This window comes from Mycobacterium sp., assembly GCF_032159765.1.
In the GTDB taxonomy this organism is placed as follows: domain Bacteria; phylum Actinomycetota; class Actinomycetes; order Mycobacteriales; family Mycobacteriaceae; genus Mycobacterium.
The window spans coordinates 74,556-100,242 of sequence record NZ_JAVHWM010000026.1 but is presented as its reverse complement, the minus strand read 5'-3'; the positions used below and the strand labels follow the sequence as shown (position 1 = coordinate 100,242).

At 67.2% G+C, this 25,687-nt stretch carries 27 protein-coding genes; 9 read left to right on the top strand and 18 right to left on the bottom strand.

The window, feature by feature from the left end; genetic code table 11:
• Window positions 1-162 precede the first annotated feature (162 nt).
• From QOH60_RS03420 to QOH60_RS03400, 5 genes are all read right to left on the bottom strand, one after another.
• A complete protein-coding gene (locus QOH60_RS03420; protein WP_526417089.1) occupies window positions 163-2,100 on the bottom strand; it encodes a peptidoglycan D,D-transpeptidase FtsI family protein in 1,938 nt (645 codons plus the stop codon).
• Window positions 2,097-3,011: a cell division protein FtsL gene (ftsL, locus tag QOH60_RS03415; RefSeq protein WP_526417087.1), complete on the bottom strand. Its 915-nt coding sequence runs from the start codon at window positions 3,009-3,011 to the stop codon at window positions 2,097-2,099. Before ftsL ends, QOH60_RS03420 begins: the two co-directional genes overlap by 4 nt.
• Window positions 3,008-4,213, bottom strand: coding sequence for a 16S rRNA (cytosine(1402)-N(4))-methyltransferase RsmH (gene rsmH, locus QOH60_RS03410; RefSeq protein ID WP_526417085.1), 1,206 nt, complete (start codon window positions 4,211-4,213; stop codon window positions 3,008-3,010). The genes ftsL and rsmH overlap by 4 nt, the downstream gene beginning before the upstream one ends.
• Window positions 4,188-4,619, bottom strand: coding sequence for a division/cell wall cluster transcriptional repressor MraZ (mraZ, locus tag QOH60_RS03405; RefSeq protein ID WP_526417101.1), 432 nt, complete (start codon window positions 4,617-4,619; stop codon window positions 4,188-4,190). Before mraZ ends, rsmH begins: the two co-directional genes overlap by 26 nt.
• 204 nt (window positions 4,620-4,823) lie before the next feature.
• Window positions 4,824-5,216 carry an SCO2097 family morphological protein gene (locus QOH60_RS03400; RefSeq protein ID WP_526417082.1) on the bottom strand — a complete coding sequence of 131 codons (393 nt, stop codon included), beginning with the start codon at window positions 5,214-5,216 and terminating at the stop codon, window positions 4,824-4,826.
• Between the two features lie 181 nt (window positions 5,217-5,397).
• Between QOH60_RS03400 and QOH60_RS03395 the strand changes: the two genes are divergently transcribed.
• The 4 genes from QOH60_RS03395 (at window position 5,398) to QOH60_RS03380 (ending at window position 9,376) form a co-directional block, all read left to right on the top strand.
• Window positions 5,398-5,985, top strand: coding sequence for a GNAT family N-acetyltransferase (locus tag QOH60_RS03395; protein ID WP_526417080.1), 588 nt, complete (start codon window positions 5,398-5,400; stop codon window positions 5,983-5,985).
• Between the two features lie 9 nt (window positions 5,986-5,994).
• Entirely contained in the window at window positions 5,995-6,669 is a 675-nt protein-coding gene (locus tag QOH60_RS03390) for an LppM family (lipo)protein (RefSeq protein ID WP_526417078.1), read from the top strand.
• A 149-nt stretch (window positions 6,670-6,818) separates the two neighbouring features.
• Complete coding sequence (gene idsA2 / locus QOH60_RS03385) at window positions 6,819-7,835, top strand: bifunctional (2E,6E)-farnesyl/geranyl diphosphate synthase (RefSeq protein WP_526417099.1); 1,017 nt, start codon at window positions 6,819-6,821, stop codon at window positions 7,833-7,835.
• Entirely contained in the window at window positions 7,832-9,376 is a 1,545-nt protein-coding gene (locus tag QOH60_RS03380; protein WP_526417076.1) for an alpha-(1->6)-mannopyranosyltransferase A, read from the top strand. The genes idsA2 and QOH60_RS03380 overlap by 4 nt, the downstream gene beginning before the upstream one ends.
• On the opposite strand, the gene QOH60_RS03375 is transcribed toward QOH60_RS03380, so the two are convergent.
• Window positions 9,294-9,698 carry an Rv2175c family DNA-binding protein gene (locus QOH60_RS03375; protein ID WP_526417074.1) on the bottom strand — a complete coding sequence of 135 codons (405 nt, stop codon included), beginning with the start codon at window positions 9,696-9,698 and terminating at the stop codon, window positions 9,294-9,296. The two genes, QOH60_RS03380 and QOH60_RS03375, sit on opposite strands and share 83 nt — an antisense overlap.
• Window positions 9,699-9,733: 35 nt before the next feature.
• Here QOH60_RS03375 and QOH60_RS03370 point away from each other — a divergent pair, with 35 nt between their 5' ends.
• A complete protein-coding gene (locus tag QOH60_RS03370) occupies window positions 9,734-11,011 on the top strand; it encodes a protein kinase domain-containing protein (protein ID WP_526417072.1) in 1,278 nt (425 codons plus the stop codon).
• Window positions 11,012-11,041: 30 nt separating this feature from the next.
• Here the strand turns inward: QOH60_RS03370 and QOH60_RS03365 are convergent, their stop codons facing one another.
• The 3 genes from QOH60_RS03365 to QOH60_RS03355 are packed head-to-tail and all read right to left on the bottom strand — an operon-like array spanning window position 11,042 to window position 13,847.
• Window positions 11,042-12,430 carry a class II 3-deoxy-7-phosphoheptulonate synthase gene (locus QOH60_RS03365; RefSeq protein WP_526417070.1) on the bottom strand — a complete coding sequence of 463 codons (1,389 nt, stop codon included), beginning with the start codon at window positions 12,428-12,430 and terminating at the stop codon, window positions 11,042-11,044.
• A 34-nt stretch (window positions 12,431-12,464) separates the two neighbouring features.
• A complete protein-coding gene (locus tag QOH60_RS03360; protein ID WP_526417068.1) occupies window positions 12,465-12,962 on the bottom strand; it encodes a polyadenylate-specific 3'-exoribonuclease AS in 498 nt (165 codons plus the stop codon).
• 9 nt (window positions 12,963-12,971) lie between these two features.
• On the bottom strand, window positions 12,972-13,847 hold the full coding sequence (locus QOH60_RS03355) for a hypothetical protein (RefSeq protein WP_526417066.1): 876 nt from the start codon (window positions 13,845-13,847) through the stop codon (window positions 12,972-12,974).
• A gap of 64 nt (window positions 13,848-13,911) precedes the next feature.
• On the opposite strand from QOH60_RS03355, the gene QOH60_RS03350 reads away from it, so the two are divergent.
• Both QOH60_RS03350 and QOH60_RS03345 read left to right on the top strand, forming a co-directional pair.
• Window positions 13,912-15,063, top strand: coding sequence for a glycosyltransferase 87 family protein (locus QOH60_RS03350; RefSeq protein ID WP_526417064.1), 1,152 nt, complete (start codon window positions 13,912-13,914; stop codon window positions 15,061-15,063).
• On the top strand, window positions 15,060-16,325 hold the full coding sequence (locus QOH60_RS03345) for a glycosyltransferase 87 family protein (protein ID WP_526417062.1): 1,266 nt from the start codon (window positions 15,060-15,062) through the stop codon (window positions 16,323-16,325). Before QOH60_RS03350 ends, QOH60_RS03345 begins: the two co-directional genes overlap by 4 nt.
• On the opposite strand, the gene QOH60_RS03340 is transcribed toward QOH60_RS03345, so the two are convergent.
• The 5 genes from QOH60_RS03340 to QOH60_RS03320 form a co-directional block, all read right to left on the bottom strand.
• A complete protein-coding gene (locus QOH60_RS03340) occupies window positions 16,285-16,983 on the bottom strand; it encodes a lysophospholipid acyltransferase family protein (RefSeq protein WP_526417060.1) in 699 nt (232 codons plus the stop codon). The genes QOH60_RS03345 and QOH60_RS03340 overlap by 41 nt on opposite strands.
• A gap of 100 nt (window positions 16,984-17,083) precedes the next feature.
• A complete protein-coding gene (locus tag QOH60_RS03335) occupies window positions 17,084-17,449 on the bottom strand; it encodes a hypothetical protein (RefSeq protein ID WP_526417058.1) in 366 nt (121 codons plus the stop codon).
• Window positions 17,446-18,693 carry an ArsA family ATPase gene (locus tag QOH60_RS03330; RefSeq protein WP_526417097.1) on the bottom strand — a complete coding sequence of 416 codons (1,248 nt, stop codon included), beginning with the start codon at window positions 18,691-18,693 and terminating at the stop codon, window positions 17,446-17,448. Before QOH60_RS03330 ends, QOH60_RS03335 begins: the two co-directional genes overlap by 4 nt.
• Window positions 18,694-18,718: 25 nt before the next feature.
• The gene (locus tag QOH60_RS03325; RefSeq protein ID WP_526417056.1) at window positions 18,719-19,156 is read right to left on the bottom strand and encodes an SRPBCC family protein; all 438 of its coding nucleotides are present in this window, start codon (window positions 19,154-19,156) and stop codon (window positions 18,719-18,721) included.
• A 19-nt stretch (window positions 19,157-19,175) separates the two neighbouring features.
• On the bottom strand, window positions 19,176-19,565 hold the full coding sequence (locus QOH60_RS03320) for a polyketide cyclase / dehydrase and lipid transport (protein ID WP_526417054.1): 390 nt from the start codon (window positions 19,563-19,565) through the stop codon (window positions 19,176-19,178).
• A gap of 16 nt (window positions 19,566-19,581) precedes the next feature.
• On the opposite strand from QOH60_RS03320, the gene QOH60_RS03315 reads away from it, so the two are divergent.
• A complete protein-coding gene (locus QOH60_RS03315; RefSeq protein ID WP_526417052.1) occupies window positions 19,582-20,388 on the top strand; it encodes a CDP-diacylglycerol diphosphatase in 807 nt (268 codons plus the stop codon).
• 28 nt (window positions 20,389-20,416) lie between these two features.
• Window positions 20,417-22,213 (top strand): AMP-dependent synthetase/ligase, encoded by a 1,797-nt coding sequence (locus tag QOH60_RS03310; RefSeq protein ID WP_526417050.1) that lies wholly within the window; start codon window positions 20,417-20,419, stop codon window positions 22,211-22,213.
• Window positions 22,214-22,219: 6 nt separating this feature from the next.
• Here the strand turns inward: QOH60_RS03310 and QOH60_RS03305 are convergent, their stop codons facing one another.
• The 4 genes from QOH60_RS03305 to QOH60_RS03290 form a co-directional block, all read right to left on the bottom strand.
• Window positions 22,220-23,350, bottom strand: coding sequence for a glycosyltransferase family 4 protein (locus QOH60_RS03305; protein WP_526417048.1), 1,131 nt, complete (start codon window positions 23,348-23,350; stop codon window positions 22,220-22,222).
• A gap of 11 nt (window positions 23,351-23,361) precedes the next feature.
• On the bottom strand, window positions 23,362-24,189 hold the full coding sequence (locus QOH60_RS03300) for a hypothetical protein (RefSeq protein WP_526417046.1): 828 nt from the start codon (window positions 24,187-24,189) through the stop codon (window positions 23,362-23,364).
• Window positions 24,158-25,318 (bottom strand): peptidoglycan hydrolase RipC, encoded by a 1,161-nt coding sequence (gene ripC, locus QOH60_RS03295; protein ID WP_526417044.1) that lies wholly within the window; start codon window positions 25,316-25,318, stop codon window positions 24,158-24,160. The genes QOH60_RS03300 and ripC overlap by 32 nt, the downstream gene beginning before the upstream one ends.
• A 149-nt stretch (window positions 25,319-25,467) precedes the next feature.
• Window positions 25,468-25,671 carry a hypothetical protein gene (locus tag QOH60_RS03290; protein ID WP_526417042.1) on the bottom strand — a complete coding sequence of 68 codons (204 nt, stop codon included), beginning with the start codon at window positions 25,669-25,671 and terminating at the stop codon, window positions 25,468-25,470.
• Window positions 25,672-25,687: the final 16 nt, after the last annotated feature.

Genomic DNA, 25,687 nt, shown 5'->3' with positions numbered 1-25,687 from the left:
GTGTCCTGCGCGCGCAGAGTCACACCCGAGACGTCGATAGCGGCATCACCATCGCGCTCGACGCCGATGCATTCGGCGAGCTCGCGCAGCGTGACGGACACCGCCGAGCGAGGCTTGTCCGAGCGAGCATTCACTGAAGAACCGTACCGAGTCGCCCCGACGTCACGCTTGCAGCGTCAGGCGCGGTCCCGGATCGGGCGACAGCGGGATCTTCTCGCGCTGTAGCAGCCACGCGGCGATGTTGTGAAACAGCGGCGCCGCAGAACTGCCGGGATTGCCATCGGCGGCGCGATGTGGGTTGTCCATCATCACCCCGACCACGTATCGCGGGTCGTCGGTGGTGGTAATGCCTGCGAACGTCGTCCAGTAGACGTCGTCGTAGTAGCAGCCGCAGCCCGGGTTGATCTGCTGTGCCGTCCCGGTCTTTCCGCTGATCTGGTAGCCGTCGACGGCGCCCGACGCCCCGGTGCCCTGCTGCACTCCTGTCGGGTCACGTTGCAACACAGCGCGCAGCATGTTGCGCACGGCCACGGCGGTTCCGGCGTTCACCACCTGAACTCCATCGGGCCTCGGCTCCTGCGTGCGCTTGCCGTCCGGGCCGATCGTCGCCCGAATGATCCTCGGCGGCACTCTGATCCCGTCGTTGGCGATCGTCTGGTACATCCCCGTCATCTGCAGCAGGGTCATCGAAAGGCCCTGCCCGATAGGAAGGTTGGAGAACGTCGAGCCCGACCACTGGTCGATCGGCGGGACAAGGCCTTCGCTCTCACCGGGCAGCCCGACGCCGGTGCGCTGACCGAGACCGAACTTGTCGAGCATCTCGGAGTAGCGCTGGGGGCCGATTCGCTGCGCGAGCATCAGCGTGCCCACGTTCGACGACTTGCCGAAGATTCCGGTGGTGGTGTACTGCGCGGTGCCGTGTTCCCACGCATCGTGGATTTGCACGCCGCCCATGCTGATCTCTCCCGGCACCGAGAGCACCTCGGTGGGGTTCGACAGGTCGTATTCGATCACGGTCGCCGCGGTGACGATCTTGTTCACCGAGCCGGGCTCGAACGGGCTGGACACCGCGAGGTTGCCGAGCTGCCTGTCGTCCTGGCGCCCGATATCCTGCGACGGGTCGAACGTATTGTCGTTGGCCATGGCCAACACCTCGCCGGTCTTCGCGTCGAGCACGACCGCGGCCACATTGCGCGCCCCGGAGTTGCTCTTGGCGACCTCGACCTGTTGCTGCACGAGGAACTGGATGTCGTCGTCGATCGTCAGCTCGACCGTGGATCCGTTCACCGCGACGTGCCTGTTGCGGTAGCTGCCCGGAATCACCACCCCGTCGGAACCGCGGTCATAGGTCACCGCGCCGTCGGTGCCGGCCAGCTGGCCGTCCATCGCGCTTTCGAGTCCGAGCAAGCCGTGGCCGTCCCAGTCGATGCCGCCCACGATGTTGGCGGCCAGCGAGCCGCCGGGGTATTGGCGAATGTCCTGGCGCTCGGCGCCGACTTCCGGGAACTTCGTCGTGATCGCCGTCGCCACAACAGGATCCACCGCGCGCGCAAGATAGACGAAGTTGTCGTTGCCCTGCAATTTCTTCAGAATCGTTGCCGCATCGGGCTGGTTGTTGAGGCGCCCGGCCACCCCGTTTGCGATGTCACGCAGGCGCACCGCGGGGTCGGGCGAATCCGGCTTCTTCTGCTTGGCCTCGGTCAGTTGCTTGCGTATCTTGACCGGCTGGAAAGTCAGCGCGCGGGCTTCGGTGGTGAACGCGAGCTTGTTGCCGTTGCGATCCGTGATGCTGCCGCGGATGGCCTTCTCGGCGTCTGTCACCTTCAGCTGGCTCGCCGCCTCAGCGCGTAGTTTCGCCGCACCGGGCACCTGGAGGTAGAACAGCTGCGCCGCCGCGAGGACGAGCAGCAGCAGGATCACGACGTTCCCGGCCCGGTGCCGCGCGACGAACGACGCACCCTGTCGGCTGGCATGCACGATCGGGCGGATGCGGCGGTCGCGTGCCGAGTGCGGCGCCTGGCGGGCCTTCGGCCGTGTGCGTGCGTCTTTCCGCCGGGCAGCGGCGGTCCGACCATCGCGCGATCGGCCGCCTGTTCTCACGTCCGCGGCACAGTGGTTGGGACAGCCACGTTGAGCGATTGTTCCGGCGCAGGCTGCGGACTCGGCGCATTTGCCGGCGGCGGCGCGTCGGGCGCGGGTCCGGGCAGCGGGCCGGTGGGCACGATCGGCTCAGCCAACGGCACGCTCACGGGCGGACGTACCAAGACCTCTGGGTTGGGAACTCCGGGAATGCCTTCCGCCGTCACCGCGGGCTGTTGCGGGCGGGGCACGAGCACGGGGACCTCGGTGCGATTGACCGGCACCGGCGGCGGAGCGGGCGTGGGATCCGGCAGCTTGGTGTTGAGCGGCGGCGCGGGCGCGCCCTGCGCGGGCTTGGGATCACCGACCACCACCCAGTTGCCGGACGGGTCCTGCACGAGGTGAGCGGTGTCACGCGACGGGATCATTCCCAGGTTTCGGGCGGACTCGGCGAGCGCAGGGGCGGCCTGCGCCTCGAGGACCTGACGCTCCAGCGATTCCTTCTGCTGGGTAAGCGCCCGGTTGCGTTCGCGGGCGTTGCCGAGCTCGTAGGACCGCTCCGCAGAGTCGGTGGACAGCCACAACGTCAGCGCCAGGCCGATACCGAGCGATCCGATGACCAGCACGACGAACGGCACCTTGGTCGCCAGCGTGCGAGGGTCCAGCTCGATGGAGGAGATTCGCGCGATCAGCCGTTCGCGCAGCGGCACACGAACGACCTTTGGCGCCTTGGCTTTTCGCGCCTTCGCCCGCGCCCTTGCCTGGCCGGTACTTGCTGCGGGCGACGTGCGCCCGACGCCGGTGGCGGGCGGGCCGGGGCGACGTGGACGCGTGGCCCGTTCGTCGCTGGTGCTGCGTTCGGGTCGCTTGCGTGCGTTTCGGTCCCGCACAGGTGCACCCCTGCCCGAGGGTGTTTGGCGCTTGGTCGTCATGAATCCCCCTTCGGGTCAACCTTTTCCAGTGCGCGCAGGCGCACCGAGGCACTGCGCGGATTGCTTTTCACCTCGGCGGCGCCGGCTTTCTCTGCACCACGGGTCAATGCCACGAACGGTGCCTCGTGACCGGGCAGCTCGACGGGTAGGCCGTGCGGCGTTCGCGACGACGACGCCTCGGCGAACAGATTCTTCACAATCCTGTCCTCCAGCGACTGGTACGCCATGACCACGATGCGGCCGCCGGGCGTGAGTGCCGACATCGCCGCCGGAAGGGCGTCCCGCAGCGAGTCCAGCTCGCCGTTGACGGCGATGCGCAGCGCTTGGAAGGTCCGTTTCGCCGGGTGCCCGCCGGTGCGCCGCGACGCCGCGGGGATCGCCTCGTAGAGCAGCTCGACGAGCTCGCCGGTCCGGGCGAACGGCTGCGCGGCCCGGCGGCGGACCACCCGCGCGGCGATGCGCCGGGCGAATCGCTCCTCGCCGAACCGGTGCAGGACGTCGGCCAGCGCCGCCTCGTCGTAGGTGTTGACGATGTCGGCCGCGGTCAGCTCGGCATCCGGGTCCATCCGCATGTCCAACGGCGCGTCGGCGGCGTAGGAGAATCCGCGGTCCGCGCGATCCAGCTGCATCGAGGACACGCCGAGGTCGAAGAGCACCCCGTCGACGGATTCGCCTGCCCAGTAACCGGATTGGGCCAGCACACCCGGGATCGCGTCATAGCGGGCCCTGACCATGACGACACGGTCGGCAAACGGCGCGAGTCTTTCGCCCGCGATCCACAACGCGTCCGGGTCGCGGTCCAGGCCGATGACCTTCACACCGGAGAACTCCGAGAGAAACCGCTCAGCGTGCCCGCCGGCACCCAACGTGGCATCCACCAGCACTGCGCCCGACCCGTCAGCGCTGTGCCGGGTCAACGCGGGCTCGAGCAGCTCGACGCATCGGTCGAGCAGCACCGGAATGTGCGCGGTCACCACTGATGAGCCCTTGCGCGAAGAGGAAACAAGCGATGAGCGCTTGCGCGAACAGGACACAAGCGATGAGCGCTCGCGCGAAGAGGAGACGACGATCGCCGCCCGCGCACCCTGGTCCCTGTCCGATGACACGGACCTGGCGTTGGGGAAGTACGCCAGGGCCGGATCGGGCAGAGGCCACGGTGCACGGGCGGCATGCTCCTTAAAGGAGGTCACGCAGCGTGTCATGGGTGGCCGCGGAGAAGTCGTCTTCGTGGGCCTGCTGGTATTCCTGCCAGGCCTGTGCATCCCAGATCTCCATGTAGTCAACTGATCCCGTCACCACGCAGTCCTTCGTCAGGTTCGCGTAGCCGCGGTGCTCGGCGGACAGGGTGATCCGGCCCTGCGCGTCGGGGTGCTGCTCGTCGGTCCCGGCCGCCAGGTAGCGCAGGAACGCCCGTGCCTCCGGGTTGCTCCGCGAGGCAGCCGATGCCCGCCGCGCCATCTGTTCGAACGTCTCGCGTGGATAGACGGCGAGGCTGCGGTCTTGGCTCTTGGTGACCATCAACCCTCCCGCCAGCGCATCCCGGAACTTCGCGGGCAGAGTGAGCCGCCCCTTGTCGTCGAGCTTGGGTGTGTACGTGCCGAGGAACACGTCGCGTCCTCCTGCCACACCCTCGGAGCCCCTGGGGGCCCCGATGACCGCCACTTTACCCCACAATCCCCCACTTCGCTCCCCATCGTACCAATTATGGGTGTGTCTTCACCACTGCTCCCCACACGCAGGACAGAGCCAGGCGCGTCAAACCACAAAAAAGGGGCGACCCGAGTGGGTCACCCCTCCAGAGGAGGCAGGTGGTTAGTCGTCGAAACGGCGCCGGAACCGGTCTTCCATCCGGCTGGTGAAGGAGCCACCACCCTTGGTCCGCCGCTGCTTGCCGCCCGACGACGTGCGATCCCCCGTCTTCGATACCCGGGGACCGGTGATCGCGTAGACGACGCCGCCGAACATGACCAGGAAGCCGATCACCGACAGAACCGGGAAGCCGTGAATGATGGTGGCCCGAATCGCAATTCCGGATACCAGCATCGCCAGCCCGATCACGAAAAGCGCAGCGCCCTGGATCCGTCGGCGCGTCGACGGCGCGCGCAGCGTTCCGCCGCGAACGCTCGAGGCGAATTTGGGATCCTCGGCATACAGCGCGCTCTCGATTTCGTCGAGCATGCGCTGCTCATGATCGGAGAGTGGCATACGTCCCTCCTCTTGCCGCCGATTTGAATCCAATGATACGAGGCCACCGGACGCCGTACCACCCAGTTGATCGGCCGATTCTATCGGTGTCCCAAGGGGTGGCGGGCAGCACGGGTCAGTGGCGCCACACCCAATGATAATGATCGGTGACCGATGCGGACGCTTCAGGGAGGACCGCCACGTGGCGACATTTCTCGTCGATCTGTTGCCGCACGACATGCAGCGCCGACTATCCGAGGCGCTCGCGATCTACGTCGACGCGATGAGATACCCGCGGGGAACCGAGGAACACCGCGCGTCGATGTGGATGGAACACACTCGACGGAAAGGCTGGCGGGCAGTCGCTGCGGTCGACGCGCCCGAGGATCAGGCCGGCGGCGAGCTTGTCAACGCGCCGATGATCGGCGTCGCCTACGGCTATGGCGGAGCCCCCGACCAGTGGTGGCAGCAGCAGGTCGTGGCCGGCATGCGCCGCGCCGGGCTGGCGCCGTCGGCGATCGGCTCGTTGATCAGCAACTATTTCGAACTGACCGAGCTGCACATCCGCCCGCAGGCACAAGGCCGGGGTCTCGGCGAGGCGCTTACCCGACGGCTTCTGGCCAACCGCAGCGAGAACAACGTGCTGCTGTCGACGCCGGAGATCCGCGGCGAGAACAACCGGGCCTGGCGCCTCTACCGCCGGTTGGGCTTCGCCGACATTGTGCGAGGGCACCACTTCGCCGGGGACCCACGACCGTTCGCAATTCTAGGCCGCCAGCTCCCCCTCTAAGATGAGCCGGTGAGAATCCCGCGGCGTCGTCTTGTGTCTGCGCTTCTGGTGTTTTTCATCCTCGTGCCGCTGGCGTCCGGCTGCGTCAGGGTCCACGCCACCGTCACGATCTCGCCCGACGACCGGGTGTCCGGCAATATCACCGCGGCGTCGAAACCGCGCGACGGCAACGACAAAGGCCCGCAATTCAACGGCGGCGGCCTGCCGTTCAGCGACAAGGTGGCGATCTCCGAATACTCCAACGACGGCTACGTCGGATCACAGGCCGATTTCTCGGATTTGACCTTTGCCGAGCTGCCCCAGCTCGCCAACATGAACCACGACGCGGCGGGGGTCGACGTGTCGCTGCGACGCGCCGGCGACTCGGTGATTCTCGAGGGCAGAGCCGATCTGACGTCACTGACCGACCAGAGCGCCGAGGTGTCGTTCACCGCCTCGTTCCCGGGTGAGGTGACATCGACCAACGGCAATCAGCTCGACACCCAGGTGGTCGAGTGGAAGCTCAAGCCGGGGGTCGTCTCGACGATGAGCGCAGCGGCCCGCTACACCGATCCGAGCGCCAGGTCGTTCACCGGCGCGGCGACGTGGATGGGGGCCGCGGCCCTGCTGGTGGCCGTGCTGATCGGCGGCCTGGCCTGGACGAGTCGCGATCGGTCGCCGCGGGTAGGCCAGCCAGAGGATTAGTCGACCTGCCGCGATCGGTTGGCGCACCTTACCCTGAATGCGGCCCTGGGACGTAAGGAGCAACTGGACTGAGCGTGAAAACAGAGGAATCGGCCGCACCGTCGGCTGTGCAGCTCGCCGCGGCGATCACCGATCACCTACGCGAGTACATGCGCGGGCGACGCGAAGACGCCGCGTACATCGGCGCCGAGTACGCCGCGATCACCGGCGCGCTCGAAGAGTTCGTCCTGCGCGGCGGCAAACGACTGCGGCCGGCGTTCGCGTACTGGGGCTGGCGCGCGGTGGCCACGCCCTCGCAAGAGAACCCGGAGGTGCTGCGGCTGTTCTCGGCCCTGGAGCTCCTGCACGCGTGCGCGCTGGTGCACGACGACGTCATCGACGAGTCCGGAACCCGCAGAGGCCTGCCGACCGTGCACATGCAGTTCGCCGACGTACACCGCGAGAGCGGCTGGCGGGGATCGGCGCGGCAGTTCGGAATCTCTGCGGCGATCCTTCTCGGGGACCTGGCGCTGGTCTGGGCCGACGACATCGTCGCCGCCGCCTCGCTGGCCGCCGACGCGCGCCGCCGGGTCCAGCAGGTGTGGGCCGACATTCGCACCGAAGTCCTCGCCGGCCAGTACCTCGACATCGTGGCCGAGGCCAGCGGGGCGCATTCCATCGCGTCGGCGATGACCGTCAACACTTACAAGACGGCTTCCTACACGGTGTCGCGTCCCCTGCAGATGGGAGTCGCGGCGGCCGCAGACCGCCCGGACGTCCTGCGCGCCTTTCACCAATTCGGCACTGATCTCGGGGTGGCGTTTCAGCTCCGCGACGACGTGCTCGGGGTGTTCGGCGACCCGGAGGTGACGGGAAAGCCCTCCGGCGACGACCTGCGGTCCGGCAAGCGCACCGTGCTGCTCGCCGAAGCGGTCGAACGCGCAGAGCGCGACGATCCGGCGGCCGCCGAGATGCTGCGCACGTCGATCGGCACCGACCTGACCGAGGGCCAGGTACGCCAGCTGTGCGACGTGATCACCTCTGTGGGAGCACTGTCGGCGGTCGAATCGCGAATCGAGTCCCTCACCCGCCGTGCGGTCGACGTGCTGGATACCGCCTCGATCAACCCGCAGGCGAAGGTCGGGCTCTTGGAGCTCGCCAGATTGGCCTCTAACCGGTCGGCATGACCATCATCTCGCGGTTGATGAGCCGCTTGCGCGAAGAGCCAAAGGTGGAGCATTTCATCGCATCTCGCGCCGGCCGACCGGCGCTGCTCGGCTTTGTCGGCGCACTGCTGATCACCCTGGGCGGCCTCGGCGCGGGCAGCACCCGGCTGCACGATCCGGTGCTGGAGCACCTGCACCTGGCGTGGCTTCGCTTCGGTCACGGTCTGGTCTTCGCGTCCGTGCTCCTGTGGGTCGGCGTGGCGCTCATGCTGGCCGCGTGGGTTTCGTTGGGGCGCTGGGTAATCGAGGGCACAGCCGATGCCCGTTCGATGATCGCCACGACGGGCGTCTGGCTGGCGCCGCTGCTGCTGTCGGTGCCAGTGTTCAGTCGGGACACCTACTCTTATCTCGCGCAGGGCGCATTGCTGCGTGACGGTTTCGACCCCTACTACGTCGGCCCCGTGGACAACCCGAACGGGTTGCTGGACAACGTGAGTCCGATCTGGAGCACCACGACGGCACCATACGGCCCGGCATTCATTCTGGTGGCCAGGTTCGTCACGATGCTGGTGGGCGACAACGTCGTGGCAGGCACGCTGGTGCTGCGGCTGTGCATGCTGCCGGGGCTGTTGTTGCTGATCTGGGCCGCTCTGCGGATCTCTCGCCACATCGGCGCGAACGGTGCTGCGGCACTGTGGATTTGCGTCCTGAATCCGCTGGTGATCATTCACCTCATGGGCGGTGTGCACAACGAGATGCTGATGGTCGGCGTGATGATGGCCGGCATCGCCCTCACGCTCGACCGCCATCCCATCGCCGGTGTCGCGGTCGTCGGCCTGGCGGTCGCCGTCAAGGCCACCGCCGGAGTGGCATTGCCGTTTCTGGTCTGGGTGTGGATGCGCCAGATGCAGCAACGGCGCGCGATGAGCCCGACGGCCGCGTTCGCCTCAGCCGCCGCTGGGTCGGTGGCGGTGTTCGGCGCTGTGTTCGGGGCGTTGTCGTGGATTGCGGGCGTGGACCTCGGATGGCTCTCGGCGCTCGCCGGGTCGGTGAAGATCATCAACTGGCTCACAGTGCCCACCGCGGCGGCCAACGTCATCAGCCTCGCCGGTGGACTTTTCACCACGGTCGACTTCTATGCCGTGCTCGAGATCACGCGTCTGCTGGGCATCGGCGTGATCGTCGTGGCCCTGCCGTTGCTGTGGTGGCGATTCCGTCACGACGACCGCGAAGTGCTCACCGGTATCTCGATCGCGATGGTGGTTGTCGTGCTGTTCGTGCCCGCCGCATTGCCGTGGTACTACACGTGGCCGCTGGCCGTGATGTCGGCACTGACGCAATCACAGCGGTGGATCGCCGCGATCGCGGGATTTTCGACGTGGGTCATGGTGATCTTCAACCCGGACGGCTCGCATGGCATGTACTCGCCCGTGCATGCGGCGGTCGCTACCGTGTGCGCGGTGGTCGCGTGGCGGATGCTCAGTACGCCAACGCCTGAGCCCGCCGCACCACCTCGCGAGCCTGATGAGAGTGCAGCGCATCGACAGGCCGAGCATTCGTAAGCTGTTCGCGCGACTTGTCGGTGGTCACCGTCAGCGACTCGTCGGCGGTGAACAGCCACCGCAGGATCTCCGTGTCGTGATAGCCGCCGTCACGCAGCACGGCAAGCAGCCCGGGCAGGCTTTTGACCACGTGCCCGGTGTCGGTGAAGAAGGCCTGTGGCACCGCCACCGCGCCGTCGCGGCGGATCGCGAGCAGGTGGCCGTCACGCAGATGTTGATGGACTCTGGTCACCGGAATGCCGAGCAGCTCGGCCACTCTGGGCAGGTCGTAGCACGGTTCGTTGGGGTCCAACACATCGTCACCAGCTGGAACACTGCTCACCGCGCTGAGTCTAGAACGGTGCGCGCCTGACTACCATGAATCCGGTGGAGGCTCCCCAGATGAAACCCGGCCCGCTGGTGGGCGTGGTTCTGGACAGCCGCTACCGAGTCGACGCGATCATCGCCACCGGAGGAATGTCCTCGGTGTACCGCGGCCTGGACACCCGCCTCGACCGCCCGGTCGCGATCAAGGTGATGGAGTCCCGCTACGCCGGGGATCAACAGTTTCTGACTCGTTTCCAACGCGAGGCCCGTGCCGTCGCCCGGTTGAAAGACCCTGGCCTCGTGGCGGTTTACGACCAGGGTGTCGACGGGCAGCACCCGTTTCTGGTGATGGAGCTGATCGAGGGCGGCACGTTGCGGGAACTGCTGCGCGAGCGCGGCCCCATGCCGCCGCACGCCGTCGCCGCCGTGCTGCGCCCGGTGCTGAGCGGATTAGCTGTCGCCCATAGAAGAGGGCTCGTGCACCGTGACGTCAAACCGGAGAACGTCCTGATCTCCGACGACGGCGACGTGAAGATCGCCGACTTCGGGCTGGTGCGCGCAGTCGCCGAAGCGAAGATCACCTCGGACAGCGTGATTTTGGGCACCGCGGCCTACCTTTCCCCCGAACAGGTGAGCACCGGCGACGCGAGTCCCCGAAGCGACGTGTACTGCTGCGGAATTCTCGTCTATGAGCTGCTGACAGGCGCCACCCCGTTCTCCGGCGACAGCCCGCTAGCCGTGGCCTACCAGCGGATGGACAACGACGTGCATCCGCCGAGCGAGAAAATCCCTGGAGTGCCAAGGCAATTCGACGAGCTGGTTGTTCAATCGACCGCGCGCGATCCCGCCCTCCGGTTCGCCGACGCGCAGGAAATGGGCGCGCAGCTGGATCAGATCACCGACGAACTCGGACTGCCCGATTTCTGCGTTCCCGCCCCTCGCAACTCGGCTCAGCACGCGTCGGCGGCGCGGTACTTCAGCCAGCGGTACGCCGCACCGCCCGCGCCCGACCCCACGCAACCGGCAGCGCCACCCGCACCGCTGCCACCGCCGCAGCCGGCAGCGCAGCCGCCTCGGCAACCGACGAAGCAGCTGACCCGTGGCCACGGGGACTGGCCGTCTGCCCAATCCGTTGCCAAGCAACCCGTCGCTGCCCAACCCAGCACAGCGGCAGGACAATTCGCGGGCATCGACCTCCAAGAATTCCACTCGGCACGGCAACGGGCCAGACGCATGATGGGGTACTGGATCGCAGCCGTGCTGATCCTGACGGGCATCGTCTCGGTCGGCGCGTGGGTGCTCGGCACCAATATCGGCAGTTTGTTCTAGGGCGGCTAGCGGGCCGGATTGCCGGGCTAGCTAGCCGCGCAACATCTCCGCCACGAGGAACGCCAGCTCCAGCGACTGCTGGGTGTTCAGCCGCGGATCGCACGCGGTTTCGTAACGGCCGGCCAGGTCGCTGTCCGAAATGTCCTGTGCCCCACCAAGACACTCGGTGACGTTCTCACCGGTGATCTCGACGTGGATACCTCCTGGGTGTGTGCCCAGCGCCCGGTGCACCTCGAAGTAACCCTGCACCTCGTCGACGATCCGGTCGAAATGCCGCGTCTTGTAGCCGGTGGACGACTCGTGGGTGTTGCCGTGCATCGGATCGCACTGCCAGATCACCTGGTGACCTGTGGCCTGCACCTTCTCGATGATCGGCGGCAGCAGATCGCGAACCTTGTTGTTGCCCAACCGACTTACCAACGTGAGCCGTCCGGGTTTGTTGTTGGGGTCGAGGCGTTCGACGTATTCGACAGCCAGCTCCGGGGTCATCGTCGGGCCGATCTTCACGCCGATCGGGTTGGCAATCACCTCGGCGAAGGCGATGTGAGCGCCGTCGAGCTGACGCGTGCGCTCCCCGATCCACACATAGTGGGCCGAAAGGTCGTACAGCGCGGGCTCCCCGGCTTCGTCCTGCGCGAGCCGCAGCATCGCGCGCTCGTAATCGAGCACCAGCGCCTCATGAGACGCGTAGATCTCGGCGGTCTGCAGGTTGCGGTCGTCGACGCCGCACGCGCTCATGAACGTCAGGCCCCGGTCGATCTCGCTTGCCAGCGCCTCGTAGCGGGCACCCGCGGGTGACGTCCGGACGAACTCGCGGTTCCAGTCGTGCACCAGGTGCAGCGATGCCAGGCCTGACGACGTCAGCGCCCGGACCAGGTTCATCGCCGCGCTGGCGTTCGCGTAAGCGCGGACGAGGCGGGACGGGTCGTGCTCGCGGGCAGCGGCGTCCGGCGCGAACCCGTTGATCATGTCGCCGCGGTAGGACTTCAGCCCCAGCGCGTCGGTGTCCGCCGAGCGCGGCTTGGCGTACTGGCCCGCGATCCGCGCGACCTTGATCACCGGCATGCTGGCGCCGTACGTCAGCACCACCGCCATCTGCAGCAGCGCGCGGATATTGCCGCGAATGTGCGGCTCGGTGTTGTCTACGAAGGTCTCCGCGCAGTCGCCGCCCTGCAGCAGAAACGCCTTGCCCTGCGCGACGTCGGCAAGTTGACCCTGCAGTTTCTGGATTTCCGATGGCACGGTGACCGGCGGCACGCTCTCGAGCACGGTGCGCATCGCCTTGGCCGCGTCGGCCGGCCAATTGGGCTGCTGGGCCGCCGGCTTCGCCAGCGCGGCGTCCAGCCGTGCCCGCAGATCCGCAGGCAGCGGCGGTAGCGACGGCAACTGGTCGATCGGTACGTCAACGGTCCAGTTCACCCGTCCATGGTAACCAGGCGAGACCAGCGAGTTTTCATGCCTGGGCGGCTGCGTCCCCCGCGGTCATCAGCTGGAACCGTCGCAGGTTGTGCCGTGCGTCGACCAGCGCGTCATGCGCATCGCGGGGTCGGGGCGGCATCCGCGGGCACCCCCGCTCCTCCCAGAACTGGCGCAGCTCGCGGGTGAACCGTGGAATCGCCGGCGGCAGGCTGGTCATCGGCCCCCACAACTGGCACAGCACCACGTGGTCGTAGGCGCCCACCCACGCCCAGAGCTCGATCTCCTCGTCGCCGTCTACCCCGAGGAAGTTCTCCAGTTCGTCGCGGATCTGCGAGCGCGAGCGCCACAGCTGCGACGACGGCGACGGCAGTTTGGGCAGCACGTTGGTGCGAACCCAGCGGCCTGCACTCTCCGGATTGAATTCTGTTGATATGGCGTAGTATTCGCGGCCATCCTCGGCGACGACGCCGATGGAGATCAGATCGATGACGCGGCCGTTGTCGATGAATTCGGTGTCATAGAAGTACCTCACGCCGCGCCCCTAGACCGCGACTTCAATGTCGTCTCGCAGCCGCCTCGCCGGCGGCGGAGCGGCGTGGATCTCACGGTCCAGCTGCTCGTTGACTTCCTTGTCGTCGGGAAAGTGCGGCATCCCCGCGAGCGCGTCCTGCAGCCACAGTTTGGCCTGCACCACGGGCCGGCGCATGTACCGCTCCCGCTCGAGCGCCCGGTGCATCTTCTTGGGCTTGTGGCTGTAGCGCCAGCGCGCCCACGGCGCGTGGGGGCGCGACAGCCGGATGGCACCCACCAGCAGAAGAGGTGTGATGAACATCCCGACCAGCCCAGTCCACACCTTGCCTTTGAGCAACACGATCACTGCCAGCAGCAACGTGAGAACGGCGAACGCGACCACGGACACCCTCTGCCAGATGCCGCTGTCGTCGCGCCACACGGTGATGTCGAAGAACGACAGCGGGTTGAAGCCCAGGATGAGCAGCCCCGCCACGCCCACCGCGGCGAACACCGCGTCCACCGACGTGCGGCCGTCTTCGGACCAGTACACGTCGTCGAGGTGCAGGATCAGCGCGAACTCATCCAGGACGAGCGCCGCTCCGATCCCGAAAACGATTGCCGTGACTCTGAATTCGGTTTCACCGCCGTTGACTGCCAGCGTCACCATCGTTACCCCGGACAGCATCACGAGGATCACACCGAACACCACGTGGTGAATGTGCAGACCACCGTGCCCGATGTTGCGCGGCTGCCACCACTTCCGTGGGGCGTCGCTGTTGGCGTGAGCCCGGATATACCGAACGATCGTCCGCGTGATCAGAAACGTCGCCAAGAACGCCACCAGGCACAACAGCAGCGGCAGCCGTCCTCGATCAACGAGGCTCTGCCAGAACGAATGAAACACCGGGCCTGCCCTTCGCGTCGCAGTCAAACTACCGGGTTGGCGCCTCGATAGGCTGCTCTCCGCAATGAATCCATGGCTGCGCCGTCTCGCGCTGGTGGTCACATTTGCGGCGCTGGCATATCTGACGTGGCGCGCCGTGTTGTCACCGCCGGAATACCACGTCGACACCGATGTCTACCGCGACGGCGCGCGTGCGTGGCTGGACGGCCGGCCGCTCTACGGCGACGCCGTGTTCCCGACCCAGACCCCCGACGGTCCGTTGCCGTTCACCTACCCGCCGCTGGCCGCGATCGTTTTCACCCCGCTCACCTGGGTATCGCTGCCCACGGCATCGGCGGCGCTGACGGTGACGACGATGGTGCTTCTCGTGGTGTGCCTCGCGATCACGCTGCCCGGTCGATGGGCGCTGTGCGCGGGCTTCGCGGCGGTGGCCCTGTGGCTGAAGTTCGAGCCACTGTGGGCGACATTGGCATACGGGCAGATCAACGTGGTGCTGATGACGCTCGTGCTCGCCGATTGCGTACCTCGGCGACCATGGTGGCCGCGGGGTATGGCCGTCGGGCTGGCGATGGCGGTGAAGTTGACCCCTGCGGTGTTTCTTCTCTATTTCGTGCTTCGCCGCCAGTACCGGGCGGCGGCGACCGCCGTCATCACGTTCCTAACAGCGACCGGCGTGGCAGCGGTATTGGCACCCGCCGACTCGTGGGAGTACTGGACGAAAAGCGTGCGGCAGACCGGGCGGATCGGGTACATCGCGTTGTCCACGAACCAGAACATCACGGGCGCGCTGGCGCGGCTGGCTGTCCCGTCCACAACCGCCACCGTGATCTGGGTGATCGCGAGCGTGGCGATGCTGGCGCTGGCGGTCTGGGCCGCCCGCCGGGCGTTGGAGGCCTCGGAGCCTGTCCTGGCGCTGATGTGCGTCGCGTTGTTCGGGCTCGTCGTCTCTCCGGTGTCGTGGTCCCACCACTGGGTGTGGCTGTTGCCCGCGGTGGCCAGCGCGGCTGCGGTGGGCTACCGGCGCCGCAGTGTGCCGTTGATGGCCGTGGCGCTGATCGGTTTGCTTCTGGTGGCGTCGCCAGCCGTGCTGGCGCTTTTCGACGAGCGCTCCGAGGCGTTGTTCTCCTACCTGGGCCTGCCGTACGTATTGTTCGCGATTGCTTACTGTTTCGCCGTTCGGAGTTCTCGAGTGCCCGATAAGCTGGCCGGGTCATGACGAGTTGGCGCACCCGTGTGTGGACCGCGTGCTGGTGGGTCTTTACGGTCGTGACGGTTGTCGCCGTGGTGCTGTCCACCTGGAAGCTCTTCACGCACCTGCCGTACCAGATCGACGTCGACGTGTACCGGCTCGGCGCGCGGGCCTGGCTGGACGGCCATCCGCTCTACCAGGACCACACGGTGTTCCCCACCCAGGTGGGCCTGGACCTTGCGTTCACCTATCCGCCCGTTTCGGCCATCGTGTTCAGTCCATTGGCGTGGCTCTCGCTTCACGGAGCCACGGTCGCGCTGACGGCGGTGATCCTGGTCCTGTTGGTGGTGTCGACGATGCTCGTGCTGAGCAGGCTCGACGTTCCACCGACGTCACACGGGCCCATCCGCGACGTCTGGCTGCGGCGGGGCGTGCTCGCACTGGCGATCTCGTTCGCGGCACCGTTTTTGGAGCCGTTCGAATCGAACCTCACGTATGGCCAGATCAACGTGATCCTGATGACGTTGGTCCTCGCCGACTGCCTCCCGCGCCGGACCCCGTGGCCACGCGGACTGCTGGTGGGACTCGCGATTGCGCTGAAGCTCACCCCGGCGGTGTTCTTGCTGTATTTCGTGCTGCGGCGCGACGGCCGGGCCGTGTTGACCGCGGTCGCGTCATTTGCCGGAGCGACGTTGTTGGGGTTCGCGCTGGCGTGGCGCGACTCAGTCGAGTACTGGACGACGACGGTGCGCGACACAGGCCGGATCGGTACCGTCGGATATCGCAAGGACCAGAACATCGCGGGCGCATTGGCCCGCCTCGACCTCACGCACACACAGCAGTTCGCGATCTGGGCGGTGGCCGGTTGTGCGCTATTCGCGGTGACGGTGTGGGCGACGCGGCGGGTGCTGCGCGCCCAGGAGCCGGTGTTGGCATTGTGCTGCATCGCGTTGTTCGGCCTGGTGGTCTCACCGGTGTCGTGGTCGCACCACTGGGTGTGGGTGCTCCCGACGTTGATAACGACCAGCGTGCTGGCCTACCGGCGCCGCAGCCTCCCGCTGGCCGCGGTCACGGCGGTGGGGCTGGCGTTGTTGGTGTGGGCGCCGATGGACTTGATGCCGGCGAACCAGGAGTTCACCGCCACGGCGTGGCGCCAGATCCTCGGCGCTTCCTACGTGTGGTGGGCGGTCGCCGTGATCGTGGTGGCCGGCGCCACGATGACGGCGCCGAAACTCACCCAGCCGCGACCTACGCGGCAACCGCGGGCGGCTGCGTCGCCTGTTCCTTGACGTCGGCGGCGTAGAGGTCGACGTACTCCTGGCCCGACAGCTGCATCAGCTCGTACATCACTTCGTCGATCACGGCGCGCTCGATGAACCGGTTGCCTGCGAGCCCCTCGAACCGGGAGAAGTCCAGCGGCTTGCCGACCCGAACCGTGACCCTTCCGAACCGCCACATCGTGCTGCCCGGCGGGTTGACTGCGTCCGTTCCGATCATCGCGACGGGAATCACCGGCACGCCGGTTTCCAGCGCGAGCCGCGCCAGTCCCGTCTTGCCCTTGTACAACCGGCCGTCTGGTGACCGGGTGCCCTCGGGATACATCCCCATCAGCTTCCCGTCGTCGAGCAGCCTCTTGGCGGTGTCCAAGGCCGCCTGGGCGGTATCGGCGTCGCTGCGGTCGATCGGCACCTGCCCGGCCACGGTGTAGAACCAGCGCTGGAACCACCCTTTGAGTCCGGTGCCGGTGAAATATTCGGACTTCGCCAGGAAAGTGATGCGGCGTGATTCGACCAGTGGCAGGTAGAAGCTGTCCGCGACGGCGAGGTGATTGCTTGCCAGGATTGCCGGGCCGGAGTCCGGAATGTGTTCAAGCCCTTCGGTTTTGGGCCGCCCCAACAGCCGCAGAAGTGGACCCATGAAGATGTACTTGAACAGCCAATACCACATGGACCCTCCTTGCTTGGGGCACCCCGTTGAGCAGCTTTGGGCCAACTGTACCCAGGCGTTGTTGGCTCGACCACAATTACGCGGCTTCTCCCAATGAGATTTACGGGTCTTCTACGGAGATGGGAATGTGCTCATACCGGCCGTTCGGCGGCGGTTGGGGAGGACCGCCGTCCGGCCCGTCGCCGTCGGGTGGCGGGGGCGGGTCTGCGTCGACGAGCGCGCGCACCACGGTGAGTAGCGCGATGCTGTGTTCGGCGATCACATCGAGCATCGGGTGTTGTTCACCCGAGGCCAGCGCGGCCAGCGCGCACACCGGGCACCAGACCAGCTGGCAGGGTCCCGGCGAGTCGGACCGGCCTGCTGCGACGGCAGCGGCGGCCCGCACCGCCGGGTCGAGACGGTCGAGGATCGCCTGCGCCAATTGCCGAAGCTCCGGCGGGAGGTCGGGATGACGACGGCCACTCATACGGGCCACACGTTCGGATCGGGTCGGAATCGCACCGTCAGCTCACTCCCCCGCAGTTGTGCGTCGGTGACAATGCATCGTCGAAGCACTGACGCGAGCCGTACCCGGCGCTTCATGCCCGAGGCGCCGATGATCAGGTCGTCCTCGACGCGGCCCAGCGTGAGCGAGCCGGCGTCGACCTGCGGCAACTCTAGCCGCAACCGGTAGACCGCATCGACTCCCGATCCCGACTCCCGATCGACTACGGGCCGAAGCGGCCCTGGCGGAGCGGCTCCGTCGTGCCGGCGCACCGTGTCGAGCAGCTCGATGAGCCCCTTCGGGCCGATCGGCTCTATCGCGAGGTGCGGTGCCAGCACCAGTGCGGTCCCGCCGATCTTTGCGGCCAATTCGTCGAGCACAACCCGCTGCTCGGCGATCCGCTCGGCGTACCAACCGAATGCCGGATGATCGGGCAGATTCTGATACTCGTACGAATCGTCTTTCATCAGAATCTGATTCACGATGAGTTCCTCGACCCGCACCCCCATCAACGACAACGCTCCCAGTGTGCGCACGGCTTCTGCCGCGACCACGCGTTCGGCGGTCAGCACCAGGTGTGCCCCCACCCGCGACCCGTCCGTCAGCAGCGCGTTGAGGTTTTCCAGCTCGGCGGTGACGTTCTCGAGCGCGTGCACGATTGCCGCCGACGCGGGATTCTCAGCAGGGGCGGCCAGCCTGCGGTGCCGTGGCCACGCGCGCTCCAGGTACAGGCCGAATGTCGAAGGCAGGGTGAGCATTCGCAACGCGTCGGCCGTCGACGCGCAGTCCACGACCACGTGATCCCACTGCCCCGACGCTGCCAGTTCGCCCACCTCGTACAACCCGAGAACCTCCTGGACCCCGGGTAGCGCTGACAGTTCTTGGGGCGCAACGTCTCCCAGGTCCGAGTCGGGAAAGCGGCGCGCGAGCGGCTGCACGGCCTGCGGCCATCGAGACTCGAGCAGGGCCAATGTGTCCAGTGCCAACGCATCGAGGAAGCCGCCACCGGCGTCGGCGTCGTCCTCGAGGATGCGTGTGACATTGCGCTCACCGGTCGGGATCACCGGCACCCCGAGCACGTCGCCGAGCGAGTGCGCCTGATCGGTGGACAGCAGCAGCACCCGGAACCCGGCGCGCGCGTCACTGACCGCGGTGGCCGCGGCCAGCGTCGACTTTCCTACCCCGCCCTTGCCTACGAAAAGACTGATCCGAAGCGCAGCGGGCAGCTTCTCACGCGGGGCGGTCGGGAACTCACTCAGCCTCGACTCGTTTCTTCAGGTCCTTCAATGCGGTGTCGGTCAACCTACGCTCGGCTTTGCGCTTGAGCAATCCGATCATCGGGATAAGCAGGTCGACCGAGAGCTCGTAGGTTACTTCGGTACCAGATCCCTTGGGGGACAGTCGATATGCGCCGTTCAGCGACCGCAGTAAGGAACTGGAAACCAGGTGCCATCGTACCGACTTGTGGTCGGGCGGCCAGTCGTAGGACAGCACCATGGTGTCCTTGAGCACCGTCGCGTCCAGCAACAGCCGTGCCGTCTTCGGATACCCCTCGTCGTCGGCTTCGAGTACCTCGGTCTCCTTGTACTCCGACACCCACTGCGGGTAGGAGCCGATGTCGGCGATTACGTCCATCACTGTTTTCGGATCCGCGTCGATGTAGATCGTCTGCGCCGTCGTGTCCGCCACGTCAGGAAACGGTACCCGCTCAGAGAAGCACTGATCCCCCGAGCGGCCGAGAGGCCTCGAGCGTCGCCTTGACCTCGAACGCCATCCGTTTTCCCGCCACCCTGCGTTGGTGGGTCATCTTGGCCAGCTTCATCCGCGCCACCTGCCATGCCGCAGCGCCTGCGGGCTCGGCGTGCAGGAAATAGTTCATCACCACGCCGTCGAGCATCGGCTCGAGCCACACCTCCATGGTCCCCGTCAGCGCGCCGGTGACTGTCCACCGGATGCCCTTCTCGCCGCGGTTCTCGACCACTTCCAACAGCAGGTCGGGCCACCAGCGGCGCCAGTTCGCGGCGTTGCTCACCGCGTTGCCGACCGCGGCGGGCGCGGCGGCCACGAATGTCTGGTCGGCGACCTGGATGCTGTGCATGGCCTAACAGCATCCCATGGCGGATGATGCGGCGGTGTTATGCGTGAGGCGCAGCGCTCGTGGCCTTCTCATCGCGGTTGTGCTCGCCGTCTGTGGCGCGGGCGGCGCGCACGCAGGCGGACCGACCGATCCCGATGCGCTATGGAAGATCGTTGCCGGCCAATGCGTTCCCGACGAGACCGCGCATGGCGATCCTGCCCCTTGCGCCGACGTGGACGTGGCCGCCGGGCAGCCGCGCGGCTACGCCGTCCTCAAGGACATCGTCGGGGCGACGCAGTTCCTGCTGATCCCGACCGCACGCGTCGCAGGCATCGAAAGCCCGGAGCTGTTGGCGCCGGGCGCGCCGAACTACTTCGCGGCGGCATGGCGGGCTCGCAGGTTCGTCGAGCAACGCGCCGGACGGGCGCTGCCGCGGGACTGGGTCAGCCTTGCGGTCAACTCGGCGATGGCGCGGACACAGAACCAGCTGCACATCCACATCGACTGTGTCGCCGACGACGTGCGCGACGCACTCGCCGAACACACCGGCGAGGTGGGCACGTCGTGGGCGCCGTTCACGGTGCCGCTGCGCGGGCACCGCTACGACGCGATCGCGGTCCAGGGCGACGACCTGGACGGCACCGACCCGTTCACGGTGCTGGCCGACGGCCTGGCGGGTGCTCGCGCGAACATGGGCGCCCAGACACTCGTCGTGGTGGGTGTCCTGCGCGCCGACGGCCAACCGGGTTTTGTCATCCTTGCCGATCGCGCAGATCCCGCCGCTGGCGATCCCGCTGCCGGCGAAGAGCTGCAGGACCATTCTTGTGCCCTCCTCGGTCGGTAGCTGGCAATTCGATAGCTAGGCTGGACGCGTGAAAGAGCTGACCGCAGAAGCCGCCTTCACCGTCGGCGAACACGACAGCGTTGTGCACGCCGTGTTCGCACACGAACGCGAGGATCCCGACTACCCGCTCTTCCAACGCGTCGTCGACGGCACCTGGACCGATGTGACGAGCGCCGAAGCCGTGGCCCAGATCCGTTCAGCCGCTCTGGGATTGATCGCCGAAGGCATACAGCCCGGAGACCGGGTGTCGATCTTCTCGGCCACCCGCTACGAGTGGGCGATCCTCGACTACGCGATCCTGTCGGTCGGCGGGGTCACTGTCCCGATCTATGAGACGTCGTCGGCCGAGCAGGTGCGCTGGGTGCTCGAGGACTCCGGCGCGGTGCTGGCGTTCGCGGAGTCCGACGCGCACGGCAAGAAGATCGACCAGTTGCTCACCGACCTTCCCGGCCTGCGCAAGGTGCTTCGGATCGACGGAGCCGGAACCGCGGCGCTGGACACCCTCGCCGAGGCCGGCAAGTCGGTGGACGCATCCGAGCTCGAGGCGCGGCTCTCCGCGATCAAGTCGTCCGACCCGGCGACGCTGATCTACACGTCGGGCACCACGGGCAGGCCGAAGGGCTGCCAACTCACCCACACAAACTTCGTCTCCGAGACCCGCGGCGCGAAGGCCTGCTTCCCGACGCTGCTCGGGGAGGGAGAGCGAATGCTGGTGTTCTTGCCGCTGGCGCACGTCTTGTCACGGGCGATCTCGGTGGCTGCGGTCGAGAACAAGGTGACGGTCGGCTACACCAGCGACATCAAGAACCTCGTCGGCATGTTCGGGGCGTTCAAGCCGACGCTGGTGGTGTCGGTGCCCCGGGTGTTCGAGAAGGTCTACAACACCGCCGAGCAGAATGCGCGCAGCGACGGCAAGGGCCGCATCTTCGCGATCGCCGTCGACACGGCGATCGAGTGGAGCAAGGCGCAGGATTCCGGCGGGCCCGGCATCGTGCTGCGGGCCAAGCACGCGGTGTTCGACCGGCTGGTGTACGGCAAGCTGCGCGCCGCGCTCGGCGGCAACTGCCGCGCGGCGATCTCCGGCGGGGCGCCGCTGGGTGTCCGGCTCGGCCACTTCTACCGCGGCGTCGGGCTGACCATCTACGAGGGCTATGGGCTTACCGAGACCAGCTCGGCAATCACGGTCAACCGGCTCGACGACATGAAGGTCGGCTCGGTGGGTAAGTTGTTGCCCGGCAACAGCATGCGTATCGCCGACGACAACGAGCTGCTGGTCAAGGGCGGCGTGGTTTTCCACGGCTACTGGCACAACGACCAGGCCACCAAGGAAGCGCTCGTCGACGGGTGGTTCCACACGGGCGACCTCGGTGCGATCGACGAGGGCGGGTTCCTCACGATCGTCGGCCGCAAGAAGGAGATCATCGTCACCGCCGGCGGCAAGAACGTCGCACCGGCGGTCCTCGAGGACCGGCTGCGCGCTCACCCGTTGATCAGCCAGGCGATGGTCGTGGGTGACGCGAAACCCTTCATCGCGGCGCTGATCACGATCGACCCCGAAGCCTTCGCCGGCTGGAAGCAGCGCAACGGCAAGTCCGCCGAAGCGTCGTTGGGCGATCTCGCGGACGACCCCGACCTCACAGCCGAGATCGACCTGGCCGTCAAGGACGCCAATCAGGCTGTCTCGCATGCGGAGTCGATTCGCAAGTTCACGATCCTGCCGGTCGATTTCACCGAGGACACCGGCGAGCTGACGCCGACCATGAAGGTCAAGCGCAAGGTCGTCGCCGAGAAGTTCGCCAGCGAGATCGAGGCGCTGTACGGCTGACGCGCACTAGCGCAACAGCTGGGCCAGCCGGACCGCGCGCAGCGGCCATCGCCACTTCTCGACAATCCAGCTGCGGCCCGCGGCACCCATGCGGCGGGCGAGGTCGCGATCGGCCAGGATGGCACTGACCGCGTCGGCGATCTCGTCGACCGACGTGCCGTCGACGACAAGCCCGGTGCGTCCGTCCTGGACGGCTTCGGGCGCACCTCCTGATCGGCCCGCGACGACGGGCACTGCGCTGGCCGACGCCTCGAGGTAGACGATTCCCAGCCCTTCGACGTCGAGCCCGGCGCCGCGCGTGCGGCACGGCATCGCGAACACGTCGGCCATTGCGTGGTGTGCGGGCAGCTCGTCCGGCGCGACGCCCTCGGTGAAGATCACGTGGTCGGTGACACCGGCGCGATCTGCGAGGGTCCGCAGCGTACCCAGGTACGGCCCCCCGCCGACGACGACGAGCGCGGCACCGTCGACGCGCGACCTGATCGCGGGCAACGCACGGATAAGCATGTCCTGGCCTTTGCGCGGAACGAGCCGCGACACGCACACGATCACCGGCCGCTCCCCCAGCCCGTACCGGGCCCGCATCTCGTCTCGCGCCGCGGTATCGGGGAAAAACCGCTCGACGTCGACTCCGGGCGGCAGGGCCTCGAGCGCGGCGCGGGCACCGAACGCCGACGCGAAGCGGTCGCGGGTGTAGCGGCTGATGTAGGTGACCACATCAGCGTCCTGGCCGATCCGGCGCAACGCCGAACGTGCCACCGGCAGCATCGACCAGCCGACCTCGTGCCCGTGAGTGCTGGCCAGAACGCGATGTGCCCCGGCCCGCCGTGCCCTGCCGGCGAGCAGCCCGAGCGGCGCCGCCGCACCGAACCACACGGTGTCGATGTCGCGGTCGGTGATCAGCCGCCGAATGCGCGCCTCCACGTCCGGGACCGGCAGCATCAGCGTGCCCGGGTGGCGGACGACCTCGAAAGGCGCACTGGCATCGTATTGTTTGGCGCGCTTCCACCGTGGCGCATACACCGTGAGCTCGTGTTCGCCGAGCTGCGCCAGGTTCGTCGTCAACGCCTCCAGATATGCCTGGATGCCGCCGGGACGCGGCGGAAAGTCATTGGTGACCAACAGGATCCGCGTCACGGGTGGTCAATCTACCCAGCGAGCCAGCGCTGCCAGCCCGACACCAGGTCGGGCAGCGACACGCCGAGCGCTGTGCGCGTGGCGGTGTCGGCGTCGGGGTGGCCCGGCTGGCATGCCGCAACGTAGAGCCTTCGCAGGCCGTCGGACCCATACGTGTGGGCGACGAACGTGGCAAACCACCACGCCCGGTCGTAGGCCGCCGATTCGGCGGTGCCTCCTGCGTCGAGTTCGACATCGGACGGCAGCTGCACGAGCCCGGCGGGCGCGCGCGGACGCGAGTCGGCTGGACGGCCGACGTAGTCGGCGACGCCTTCTTGCAGCCATCGCGGCGCATCGGACGCGGTCTGCGCGCGGCTTGCATAGTGAAAAAGCTCGTGGCGCAACACGATCCGCAATGACGCGTCGCTCATCGAATTTGCCCCCGGCGCGAACACGATTCGCTGACCGAACGCCTTCCGGCGGTCGGGGTCCACCCGATCGGCCACCGCGACCGCGGCGACACCCGTCCAGTTCCGGTCCGGCATCCCGGTATGTGCCGCGAACTCCTCATCGGTTCCCGTGGTGACGACGACGATCTCGCGCGGCCAGTCGTCGCCCCAGAACGCCGACACCGCGTCGATTGCGCCCGGCATCTCGGCAGTGATCCGCGCCGACAGCGCCGCGGGACCACCCCGGTCCACGAGCAGCAGCTGGTGCGCATTAACAGGATCCGACACCGATCGCGCGAGCAACGTTGTCGCGGTGACCAATTCAGCGATCAACGCAAAGCCCAGGACGACGGCAAGAACCCGTCGCGACGGACGAACCTCAGTAACGGCGGACGTTGTAGATCGGGGCATTCCCCACCGGCGCCACCCTCACCGGCGTGCCATACGTGGACGCGTGCACCATCATCCCGTCGCCGATGTAGATCGCGGCGTGGCTGGCATCGCCGTAGTAGGTGACCACATCACCGGGCTGCATCTGAGACAGGTCCACAGGCTGGCCGCCGTGCGCCAAGGCCTGGCTGGAGTGCGGAAGCGCGATGCCTGCCTGCCGGTAGGCCCACATCACCAGGCCGGAGCAGTCGAACGCGTTCGGGCCGGACGCGCCCCACGAGTACGGCGAGCCGATCCGGCTCAGCGCCGCCTGGACGACGATCGCACCCTCCGGTGCGCTGCCGCCGCCGTGCGGCTGCTCGCCCATGTCGCCGGGCGGGATCGCGCCGTCGGGCGACGGCGCCATCGCGTTGATGTCTACCTCGGGGGGCGGCGGGAGGTCGGTTGGCAGAGCTTCCGGCGCGTCGGGCAGCGTCGTCGGTGGCGGCACACCGGGGCCGGCCAACGTGGCCCGCTGGGTGGGACTGAGCGCCAGGTATTGCGACTTCACGATCGCGATCTGGACCTGCAGCTTGGTCTGCTTGGCCTGGACATCCGACCGGACGGCCGCGGCCTGCTGCGCAGCCGTGCGGGCATCATCCGCGGATTTCGACGACGTGGCCTCGGCGGCGGCGGTCTTCGCGCTCAGCGCGCGGTAACTGGCCATCTGGGAGGCCATCTCGTTGGCTACCGATGCCTGGGCGGTCATCTGATCGATGAGGTTCTGCGGCGAGGTCGCGGTCAGGATCGCGCTCAGGCCGTCGGTGCGTCCGCCCATGTACATCGCGGCGGCCAGCTTGTCGACCACGACTTGGTACGAATCTAACTCCGTCTTCGCGCTGCCGGCGGCGGCGACGTCGGCGTCGTGCTTGTTCTCAGCAACCTTTTGCGCGGCGAGCTTCTTGTCGAGATCGACCTGCGCGGTGTGCATTTCCTCGGTGGTCTGCTCGGCCTGGCGCGACAATTCGTTGAGTTTGGCTAACGCGTCGGCCGCCGGATCGGCGTGCCCGGTGCCCGTGACGAGAGCCCCGGTCACCGAAACCACTGCGATCGCAGCGAATATCGCTCGTCGGGGTCGACGACTCGTCCACTGCGCACGGTCGAAGCTCAAGCTGGAGATTCCTTAAGGTGCCGCGGCCAAGGCCATCGCTGCTTAGGTCTCAGATAGGTTACGAAACGGCTTCCGGCTTGTCCAACAAGACAGCAAATCTAAGACGCAATCTTAGAAGTTACATCTGACCGCGTGTTTGCCACGTCGGCTCAGGCGACTCCTGGATTGTCCCGCCGATGGATCGGCACGAGCCGAAGGCGCGGCGCCATGCCCGCGTCGGCCAGCGCTTCCAACGCCGCGCATTCGTCCTGGCTGAACGAGGGCGCAGCATCGGGTTCGCCGATCAACACACTGATGACACAGTCCTTGCAAGCCGCGCCGCGCACCGCGCAGTTGTCGCAGTCGATGATCATGTCTGCGACGGTAGCG

Excerpts from the sequence above, each read along its gene's own strand:
- QOH60_RS03345 (WP_526417062.1), top strand. The coding sequence starts at position 15,060 with ATGACGAGTTGGCGCACCCGTGTGTGGACCGCGTGCTGGTGGGTCTTT.
- QOH60_RS03320 (WP_526417054.1), bottom strand. The coding sequence starts at position 19,565 with ATGCACAGCATCCAGGTCGCCGACCAGACATTCGTGGCCGCCGCGCCC.
- QOH60_RS03380 (WP_526417076.1), top strand. The coding sequence starts at position 7,832 with ATGACCATCATCTCGCGGTTGATGAGCCGCTTGCGCGAAGAGCCAAAG.
- QOH60_RS03400 (WP_526417082.1), bottom strand. The coding sequence starts at position 5,216 with ATGCCACTCTCCGATCATGAGCAGCGCATGCTCGACGAAATCGAGAGC.
- QOH60_RS03315 (WP_526417052.1), top strand. The coding sequence starts at position 19,582 with ATGGCGGATGATGCGGCGGTGTTATGCGTGAGGCGCAGCGCTCGTGGC.
- QOH60_RS03300 (WP_526417046.1), bottom strand. The coding sequence starts at position 24,189 with ATGCCCCGATCTACAACGTCCGCCGTTACTGAGGTTCGTCCGTCGCGA.
- idsA2 (WP_526417099.1), top strand. The coding sequence starts at position 6,819 with ATGCGCGGGCGACGCGAAGACGCCGCGTACATCGGCGCCGAGTACGCC.
- rsmH (WP_526417085.1), bottom strand. The coding sequence starts at position 4,213 with ATGACACGCTGCGTGACCTCCTTTAAGGAGCATGCCGCCCGTGCACCG.
- ftsL (WP_526417087.1), bottom strand. The coding sequence starts at position 3,011 with ATGACGACCAAGCGCCAAACACCCTCGGGCAGGGGTGCACCTGTGCGG.
- QOH60_RS03340 (WP_526417060.1), bottom strand. The coding sequence starts at position 16,983 with ATGTGGTATTGGCTGTTCAAGTACATCTTCATGGGTCCACTTCTGCGG.
- QOH60_RS03370 (WP_526417072.1), top strand. The coding sequence starts at position 9,734 with ATGAATCCGGTGGAGGCTCCCCAGATGAAACCCGGCCCGCTGGTGGGC.
- QOH60_RS03350 (WP_526417064.1), top strand. The coding sequence starts at position 13,912 with ATGAATCCATGGCTGCGCCGTCTCGCGCTGGTGGTCACATTTGCGGCG.
- QOH60_RS03335 (WP_526417058.1), bottom strand. The coding sequence starts at position 17,449 with ATGAGTGGCCGTCGTCATCCCGACCTCCCGCCGGAGCTTCGGCAATTG.
- QOH60_RS03290 (WP_526417042.1), bottom strand. The coding sequence starts at position 25,671 with ATGATCATCGACTGCGACAACTGCGCGGTGCGCGGCGCGGCTTGCAAG.